This is a genomic window from uncultured Frigoribacterium sp., assembly GCF_963515265.1.
Classification (GTDB): Bacteria; Actinomycetota; Actinomycetes; order Actinomycetales; family Microbacteriaceae; genus Frigoribacterium.
The window spans coordinates 1-8,106 of record NZ_CAUPYL010000116.1 but is presented as its reverse complement, the minus strand read 5'-3'; the positions used below and the strand labels follow the sequence as shown (position 1 = coordinate 8,106).

Here is an 8,106-nt window from a genome sequence, read left to right as displayed (position 1 = left end):
TGCTGCTTGCGCTCCGCCACCTCCTCGAACCGCGTTCCGAACCATGAACCGCGTTGTATCCCGGTTCATGGTTCGGAACGCGGTTCACGTCGCCGGCGATTTCCCCGTGACGACGGAGAACCTCGTTCCGTTCGGAGAACCGCCGCGCAACGGGGTTCTGTGAACGAACCGAGGTTCCGTGCCGATCAGGCTCGCGGCGCGAACGCTGGCGCGTTCGCTCCTAGCCGCCCGACGCGCTAGAGCGCGTCGGCGCAAGAAACGCGAACGCTGGCGCGTCCGCCCTTAGTTTCTTGCGCCCATCAGGTGCTCGAGCGCGAGCTGCTGCAGGCGGACGAACCCGTACCCGTGGCCGCCGAAGTGCTGCCCCGCGTCGTAGTCCTCGTACGAGGCGCGGTCGGCGAGCAGCTGCTCGTAGCCCTCGCCCTCGCCGAGCGTCGGCGTCGACAGCTCCGCGACCTGGGAGGCGGCCAGCGCCTCCTGCACGTCGGGGTCGGCACGGAACGCCTGGGCGCGCTCCTTCAGCAGCAGGTACATGCGCATGTTGGCGGCGGCGGAGTCCCAGACGCCCGAGATGTCCTCGGTGCGCGACGGCTTGTAGTCGAAGTGGCGCGGGCCGTCGTAGGTCGGGCCGCCCTGGGGCGAGCCGTGCTCCAGCAGGTCGACGAGCGAGAACGCGTTCTGCAGGTCGCCGTGGCCGAAGACCAGGTCCTGGTCGTACTTGATGCCGCGCTGGCCGTTGAGGTCGATGTGGAACAGCTTGCCCTGGTAGAGCGCCTGGGCGATGCCGGCCGTGAAGTTCAGGCCCGCCATCTGCTCGTGGCCGACCTCGGGGTTCACGCCCGCCATCTCGGGGTGCTCGAGCGTCTCGATGAACGCGATCGCGTGGCCGAGGGTCGGCAGCAGGATGTCGCCGCGGGGCTCGTTGGGCTTGGGCTCGATCGCGAAGCGCAGGTCGTAGCCCTTGTCGAGAACGTACTGCGAGAGCATGTCGACGCCCTCCTTGTAGCGCGACAGCGCGGCCTGCACGTCCTTCGCGGAGTCGTACTCGGCGCCCTCGCGGCCGCCCCACATGACGAAGGTCTTGGCGCCCAGCTCGGCGGCGAGGTCGACGTTGCGGAGCACCTTGCGGAGCGCGAAGCGGCGGACGCCGCGGTCGTTGGAGGTGAAGCCGCCGTCCTTGAAGACGGGCGCGCTGAAGAGGTTGGTCGTCACCATCGGCACGACGATGCCGGTCGCGTCGAGCGCGCCCTTGAGGCGGTCGATCTGCTTCTGGCGCTCCGCGTCGGTCGAGCCGAACGCGAAGAGGTCGTCGTCGTGGAAGGTCAGGCCGTAGGCGCCCAGGCGGTCGAGGTTCTCGACGGCCTCGACCACGTCGAGGTCGGGTCGGGTCGGTCCGCCGAACGGGTCGGCGCCGGTGTAGCCGATCGTCCAGAGTCCGAAGGAGAACTTGTCGTCGCGGGTGGGAGTGGTCGTCATGTCCGGGGTCCTCGTCGTCGAGAGCGTTTGTTGTCGTCTCCAACATATGCGCTCGAGGCATCGATCACAAGGGCGTCGTCACGGCTCCTCCCCAGAGTGGGCCCTGCGCCAGCGCGTCCCCCGTCGTCGGGCGGGGAGGTTGCGTGCCCTCGACGTCGCCCGTACTTTGTTGTTGGCCACAACGAACGTGGTGACGCGCGACGAAGGAGTCAGATGTCCCCCGACGACACCAGTGCCGACGAGACCAGCGCCGACGACGCCCGCCCCGACCTCGGGGTCGCCATGGTCGGCCACGGCTTCATGGGCGCCGCCCACTCGCAGGCCTGGCGCACGGCGCCCGCGTTCTTCGACCTCCCGCTCGCGCCGCGGATGACGGCGATCGTCGGCCGCGACGCCGACGCGACCCGCGCCGCTGCCGCCCGTTGGGGCTGGCAGCGCGCCGAGTCCGACTGGAGGCGCGTGGTCGAGAGCGACGACGTCCAGCTCGTCGACATCTGCTCGCCCGGCTCGACGCACGTCGAGATCGCGGTCGCCGCGCTCGAGGCAGGCAAGCACGTCCTCTGCGAGAAGCCGCTCGCCAACACCGTCGCCGAGGCCGAGCTGATGGCCGAGGCGGCCGAGCGGGCCGCCGCGCGGGGCGTCCTCGCGATGGTCGGCTTCAGCTACCGCCGCGTGCCCGCGATCACCTTCGCTCGCGACCTCGTCGCTCGGGGCGCGATCGGCGAGCTGCGCCAGGTGCGTGCCCTCTACCTGCAGGACTGGCTGGTCGACCCCGAGGGACCGATGACCTGGCGCCTCGACAAGGGCGTCGCCGGCTCCGGCTCGCTCGGCGACATCGGGGCCCACCTCGTCGACGCCGTGCAGTTCGTCACCGGCCGGGCCCTCACCGACGTCAGCGGCCTGCTGCACACCTTCACGACCGAGCGCCCCCTGCTCGGCGAGGTCCGCGGCCTCGGCGGCACCGCCTCCTCCGAGCGCGGGCAGGTGACGGTCGACGACGCGGCCCTCTTCACGGCGAAGATCGCAGGAGGCGCCCTCGCGACCTTCGAGGCCACCCGCGTCGCGACCGGCCGCAAGAACGCGCTGCGGCTCGAGTTCAGCGGCACGGGCGGCGCGATCGCCTTCGACCTCGAGCGGATGAACGAGCTCGAGGTCTACGACGCCGACGCCCCGGTCGACCAGCTCGGCTTCCGGCGCGTGCTCGTGACCGAGCCGGAGCACCCCTACGCGGGCTCGTGGTGGCCGACGGGCCACGGCCTCGGCTACGAGCACGCCTTCAGCCACCAGGCCCGCGATCTCGTCACGGCGATCGCGGCGGGGGAGCAGCCGACCCCCTCCTTCGCCGAGGGGCTCCAGGTGCAGCGGGTGCTCGACGCCGTCGAGCGCAGCGCCGCCGACGGGAGCCGCTGGACGCCCACCTCCCCGACACAGAGAGAAGTCGCATGACCCCCACCACCCCGCTCCGCGTCACCGTCTGGGGCGAGAACCGCCACGAGCAGGTCGAGGCGCACGTCGCCGAGCGCTACCCCACGGGCATGCACGGTGCGATCGCCGAGGGCGTCGGCGAGAACCTGCCCGACGCGCAGATCACCGTCGCGACGATGGACATGCCCGAGCACGGCCTCAGCGAGGAGGCGCTCGAGCAGACCGACGTGCTCACCTGGTGGGGCCACGCGGCGCACGACGAGGTCAGCGACGAGGTCGTCGAGCGGGTGCACCGCCACGTCCTCGCCGGCATGGGCCTGGTCGTGCTGCACTCCGGTCACTGGTCGAAGATCTTCACGAAGCTGATGGGCACGACCTGCACCCTCCGCTGGCGCAGCGAGCACGACCAGGAGCTCGTCTGGACCGTCAACCCGCAGCACCCGATCACGCGCGGCGTGCCGAACCCGATCGTGATCCCCGAACAAGAGATGTACGGCGAGTACTTCGACGTGCCGACCCCCGACGAGCTGATCTTCATCTCGGGCTTCACGGGCGGCGAGGTGTTCCGCAGCGGCATGACCTACCGGCGCGGCTTCGGCAAGGTCTTCTTCTTCAGCCCCGGCGACCAGGACTTCCCCGTCTACCACCACCGCGACGTCCGCCGCGTGATCGCCAACGGCGTGGAGTGGGCGCGCCCCGAGCGCGAGCGCGAGACACCGACGCTGCTGCGCTACGAGACCGGCCAGTACTTCCAGGGCGCCGACTACGAAGGGGCGCTGGAGCGATGACGTTCCGCACGGTCGACAGCCGAGGAGGCGCCCTCCGCGTCGTCCAGGTCGGTGCGGGAGGCATGGGGCGGGCCTGGCTCCGCGCGCTCGCCGACAGCGCCGACGTCGAGCTGGTCGGCGTCGTCGATCTCGACCTCGACGCCGCCCGGGCGGGCGCCGAGCACCACGGAGACGCGTCGCTGCCCGTCTCGACCGACCTCGGCGCGCTGGTCGCCGACCTCGCGCCCGACGCGGTGGTCGACGTGACGGTGCCGGTGGCGCACCACCCCGTGACGACGCAGTCGCTGTTCGCCGGCCTGCCGGTCCTCGGCGAGAAGCCGGTCGCGCTCGACGTCGCCGAGGGCCTCTCGCTCGCGGCCGCCGCCGAGGTGACGGGCGAGCTCTTCATGGTCAGCCAGTCGCGTCGCTACGACGACCACCTGGTGGCCCTCAGGCAGCAGATCGGGCAGCTCGAGACGGTCGGCGTCGTCACGACCGAGTTCTTCAAGGCGCCGCACTTCGGCGGCTTCCGCGAGCAGATGGACGACGTGCTGCTGCTCGACATGGCGGTGCACCCGTTCGACTCGGTGCGCTGGCTGCTCGACGCCGATCCGGTGTCGGTCTGGTGCGACTCGTTCAGCCCGTCGTGGAGCTGGTACCGCGGCGACGCCGCCGCGAACGCCGTCTTCGAGTTCGAGGGCGGCATCCGGTACGCCTACTCGGGCAGCTGGTGCAGCCCGGGGGCCGAGACCTCGTGGAACGGGTCGTGGCGCGTCAGCGGCTCGGCCGGCACCGCGCTGTGGGACGGCGACGAGGCTCCCGTGCTCTCCCTCGCGGACGAGACGGGCGCCTCCTCGTCGCCCTCGCTGCCGCAGCTGCCGACCGTCGGCGACGGGATCGAGGGCTCGCTCGCGGCGTTCGTGGGCGCCCTGCGCACCGGAGCCGTGCCGCACGGCGAGGTGCACGAGAACGTGATGAGCCTCGCGATGGTCGAGGCGGCGATCGAGTCGACGCGCACCGGGCAGCGGGTCGTGATCGACGACCTGCTCGAGCGGGCGCTCGCGACGGCGATCGAGCGGGAGGCGCGCGACGACGTGCGTGCCCGGCTCGAGTCGTGGACCTCCGTCCGGGCAGCGCTGCGGGCGGTCCCGACGTCGAGGCCCGGCACGACGACCCCCGCAGCGACGGCAGGGGCGACCTCGTGACCCGCCGCGCGCTCGTCGTCCGCGGCGGCTGGGAGGGCCACGACCCGACCGGCACGACCGACTCGTTCGTGCCGTTCCTCGAGCGGTCCGGCTTCGAGGTCAGCCTGCACGACGGCCCGGCGGTCTACGCCGACGCCGACGTGATGCGCGACGCCGACCTCGTGCTGCAGAACGTGACCATGTCGACCATCGAGGGTACGCAGACGGCAGGGCTCCGCGCGGCCGTCGAGGCGGGCACCGGCCTGGCCGGCTGGCACGGCGGCATCGCGGACTCGTTCCGCGGCGACGCCGACTACCTGCACCTGATCGGCGGGCAGTTCGCCGCGCACCCCGGCAAGGCCGCGGCCGACCGGGTGGGCGACGAGACGGACGGCTTCGTGAGGCACGTGATCCGCTTCACCGAGGCGGCGGCGACGCACCCGGTCACCGAGGGCCTCGACGACTTCGAGGTCGAGAGCGAGCAGTACTGGCTGCTGCACGACGACTACCTCGACGTGCTCGCGACGACCACGCAGGAGGCGCGGGCCGGCGACCCCTGGACGCGCCCGGTGACCTCCCCCGCCGTCTGGACCCGCCAGTGGGGCCTCGGCCGCATCGCCGTGGTCACCCCGGGGCACTCGCAGGCCGTGCTCGACCACCCGACCGTCCGCACGCTCGTCGAGCGCGGCCTGCTGTGGGCCTCGCGATGAGCGGCGCGGGCACGGTCGGCGCGGGCACGAGCGGCGACGGCACGACCGGCGTGGGCACGAGCGGCGACGGCACGACCGGCGAGAACACGACCGGCGGCACGGCCACGGCTCCGATGCGCGTCGGCGTCGTCGGCGTCGGGGTCATCAGCGAGCAGTACTTCGCCTCGTTCGAGCGGCTGCCCGGCCTCGTCCTCGAGGCCGTGGCCGACCTCGACCAGGTGCGGGCCGCCTCCGTGGCCGCGCGCCTCGGCGTCCGGGCACTGACCGTCGACGAGCTGCTGGCCGACGACAGGGTCGACGTGGTGCTGAACCTCACGATCCCCGCGGCGCACGCCGAGATCGCGCTCCGGGCGATCGCCGCCGGCAAGCACGTCTACGGCGAGAAGCCGCTCGCGCTCACGGTCGCCGACGGCGCCGCGGTGCTCGAGGCGGCCCGTGCGGCAGGCGTGCGAGTCGGCTCGGCACCCGACACGGTGCTCGGCACCGGCATCCAGACCGCGGCGCAGCTCGTCGCCTCGGGAGCGGTCGGCGACCCCGTCGGCGCCGCCGTCTCGTGGACGGCGTCCGGGCACGAGGCCTGGCACCCCGCGCCCGACTTCTACTACAGGGCAGGAGGCGGCCCGCTGTTCGACATGGGCCCCTACTACCTGACGACGCTCGTGCACCTGCTCGGGCCGGTCGTCTCGGTGTCCGGCCTGGTCTCGCGCTCGGCCCGGCGGCGGACGATCGGCACCGGCCCCCGCGCCGGCGAGCAGCTCGAGGTCGACGTCGACACGCACGCGAGCGCGCTGCTGCGGCACGCCTCGGGAGCGACGTCGACCGTGACGGTGAGCTTCGAGGTGTGGGGCTCCCGGGCGCCGATCACCGAGTTCTTCGGCACGCTCGGCACGATCGCCGTCCCCGACGCGAACATGTTCGGCGACCCCGTCGAGCTGCTCACCGCCGACGACCGCACCTGGCGCGAGGTCCCGGCGACGGCGGGCTACGTCGCCGCCGGTCGCGGGTACGGCCTGGCCGACCTCGCCCGGGCGGTCGCGGCGGGGAAGCCGCACCGCGCCTCCGGCGACGTCGCCCTGCACGTGCTCGAGATCACGGGGGCGGTGGCCGCGTCGAGCGCGTCCGGCTCGGTCGTGACGCTGGTCACCCGCCCGGACGTGCCGCCGCTGGTGCCGCTCGGCGCCGAGCCGCACCAGGCGTGACCGCCGCTCGCGCGGGCGCGGCCGATCGCAGCGAGAAGGGACGCCACAGGCGTGGGCCCACGGGCGCCGTGTCCCTTCTCGCCGTCGACGGACCCGACCGGTCGACCGGTACCCTCGTGGACCAGGGAGGCCGCGGTGCGAGACCAGACGAGTGAGGCCCAGGGCGAGCCGGCGACGCTGCCGGCGACGCCCTCGGCGACGCCGGGTGGGCCCGCTGCGGTGCCTGTCGACGCAGAGCAGGACTCCGCAGGAGGCGCCCCTCGCGCCGGTCGCGTCCGCCCCCTCCTCGACCGCCCTCGCGGCTCGAACCTCTCCTCCGTGCTCGGCATCGTGCACGGCGACGGCCCGACCTCGCGCAGCGAGCTGACGCGCCTGACCGGCCTGAACCGCTCCACCATCGCCGCCCTCGTCGGCGAGCTCGTCGAGCGCGGCCTCGTCGTCGAGTCGGAGCCCGTCGCGGCCAACCGCGTCGGCCGCCCCAGCCCGGTGGTCAGCGCCTCGCCCGACGTCGTCGCCTTCGCGGTCAACCCCGAGATCGACGCCGTGACCGTCGGCCGCGTCGGCCTCGACGGCGTCGTGCAGCGCCGCGTCCGCCACGAGACGGACGGCGTCCCCACCGCGGTCGAGGCGGCGGAGATCGCAGCCCGCCTCGTCCGGGAGCTCGTCGACGAGGTGCCCGCCGCCCGGGTCGTCGGCCTGGGCGCCGCCGTGCCGGGCCTCGTGCACGCGGACGGCGGCCTCGTCCGGCTCGCGCCGCACCTCGGCTGGGTCGACGAGCCGTTCGCCCGACTCCTGTCCGATGCCACCGGCCTGCCCGCCCGGGCCGCCAACGACGCGAGCACCGCCGTCGTCGCCGAGGGCCTCTTCGGCGCCGGCGCCGGGGCGAGCGACCTCGTCTTCCTCAACGGCGGCGCGAGCGGAGTCGGCGGGGGAGTGGTCGTCGACGGCCGTCCCCTCCGCGGCCGCGACGGCTTCGCGGGCGAGATCGGCCACACGCTCGTCGAGTCGGCCGGACGGCTCTGCCACTGCGGCGCCGTCGGCTGCCTCGAGACCGAGGTCGGCCAGGCGGAGCTGCTGGCCGTCACCGGCCTGTCCCGCGCCCAGGCGGACGAGCTCGACGCCGCGCTGGCGACGGCGCTCGCCGAGGGCGACGCCGACGTGCGCCGCGAGGTCGAGCGCCAGGTGGACTACGTGGCGGTGGCGCTCCGCAACGTGCTCAACGCCTTCAACCCGTCGGTGATCGTGCTCGGCGGGTTCCTCGGGTCGCTGCAGGCCGCTGCGCCCGACCGGCTGCTCGACCGCGTCACCGCGCAGGCGCTGCCCGGGCCGCGCGACGGCGTGCAGC

The 8,106-nt window shown here is 73.5% G+C and carries 7 protein-coding genes; 6 read left to right on the top strand and 1 reads right to left on the bottom strand.

Annotation, left to right across the window (positions count from 1 at the left end):
• Nucleotides 1–282: 282 nt before the first annotated feature.
• Nucleotides 283–1,476 (bottom strand): xylose isomerase, encoded by a 1,194-nt coding sequence (xylA, locus tag RWM17_RS09865; RefSeq protein ID WP_314103168.1) that lies wholly within the window; start codon nt 1,474–1,476, stop codon nt 283–285.
• A 282-nt stretch (nt 1,477–1,758) separates the two neighbouring features.
• On the opposite strand from xylA, the gene RWM17_RS09860 reads away from it, so the two are divergent.
• The 6 genes from RWM17_RS09860 to RWM17_RS09835 form a co-directional block, all read left to right on the top strand.
• Nucleotides 1,759–2,922: a Gfo/Idh/MocA family oxidoreductase gene (locus RWM17_RS09860; RefSeq protein ID WP_314103172.1), complete on the top strand. Its 1,164-nt coding sequence runs from the start codon at nt 1,759–1,761 to the stop codon at nt 2,920–2,922.
• Nucleotides 2,919–3,689: a ThuA domain-containing protein gene (locus RWM17_RS09855; RefSeq protein WP_314103165.1), complete on the top strand. Its 771-nt coding sequence runs from the start codon at nt 2,919–2,921 to the stop codon at nt 3,687–3,689. Before RWM17_RS09860 ends, RWM17_RS09855 begins: the two co-directional genes overlap by 4 nt.
• Nucleotides 3,686–4,873 (top strand): Gfo/Idh/MocA family oxidoreductase, encoded by a 1,188-nt coding sequence (locus tag RWM17_RS09850; RefSeq protein WP_314103164.1) that lies wholly within the window; start codon nt 3,686–3,688, stop codon nt 4,871–4,873. The genes RWM17_RS09855 and RWM17_RS09850 overlap by 4 nt, the downstream gene beginning before the upstream one ends.
• Nucleotides 4,870–5,562: a ThuA domain-containing protein gene (locus tag RWM17_RS09845; RefSeq protein ID WP_314103162.1), complete on the top strand. Its 693-nt coding sequence runs from the start codon at nt 4,870–4,872 to the stop codon at nt 5,560–5,562. The genes RWM17_RS09850 and RWM17_RS09845 overlap by 4 nt, the downstream gene beginning before the upstream one ends.
• A gap of 113 nt (nt 5,563–5,675) precedes the next feature.
• Nucleotides 5,676–6,761, top strand: coding sequence for a Gfo/Idh/MocA family oxidoreductase (locus RWM17_RS09840; RefSeq protein WP_314103170.1), 1,086 nt, complete (start codon nt 5,676–5,678; stop codon nt 6,759–6,761).
• Between the two features lie 219 nt (nt 6,762–6,980).
• A partial coding sequence (locus RWM17_RS09835; RefSeq protein ID WP_314103160.1) for an ROK family transcriptional regulator occupies nt 6,981–8,106 on the top strand: 1,126 nt, incomplete at its 3' end.

Coding starts and splice junctions, on each gene's coding strand:
- RWM17_RS09855 (WP_314103165.1), top strand. CDS start 2,919: ATGACCCCCACCACCCCGCTCCGCGTCACCGTCTGGGGCGAGAACCGC.
- RWM17_RS09840 (WP_314103170.1), top strand. CDS start 5,676: ATGCGCGTCGGCGTCGTCGGCGTCGGGGTCATCAGCGAGCAGTACTTC.
- xylA (WP_314103168.1), bottom strand. CDS start 1,476: ATGACGACCACTCCCACCCGCGACGACAAGTTCTCCTTCGGACTCTGG.
- RWM17_RS09860 (WP_314103172.1), top strand. CDS start 1,759: ATGGTCGGCCACGGCTTCATGGGCGCCGCCCACTCGCAGGCCTGGCGC.
- RWM17_RS09850 (WP_314103164.1), top strand. CDS start 3,686: ATGACGTTCCGCACGGTCGACAGCCGAGGAGGCGCCCTCCGCGTCGTC.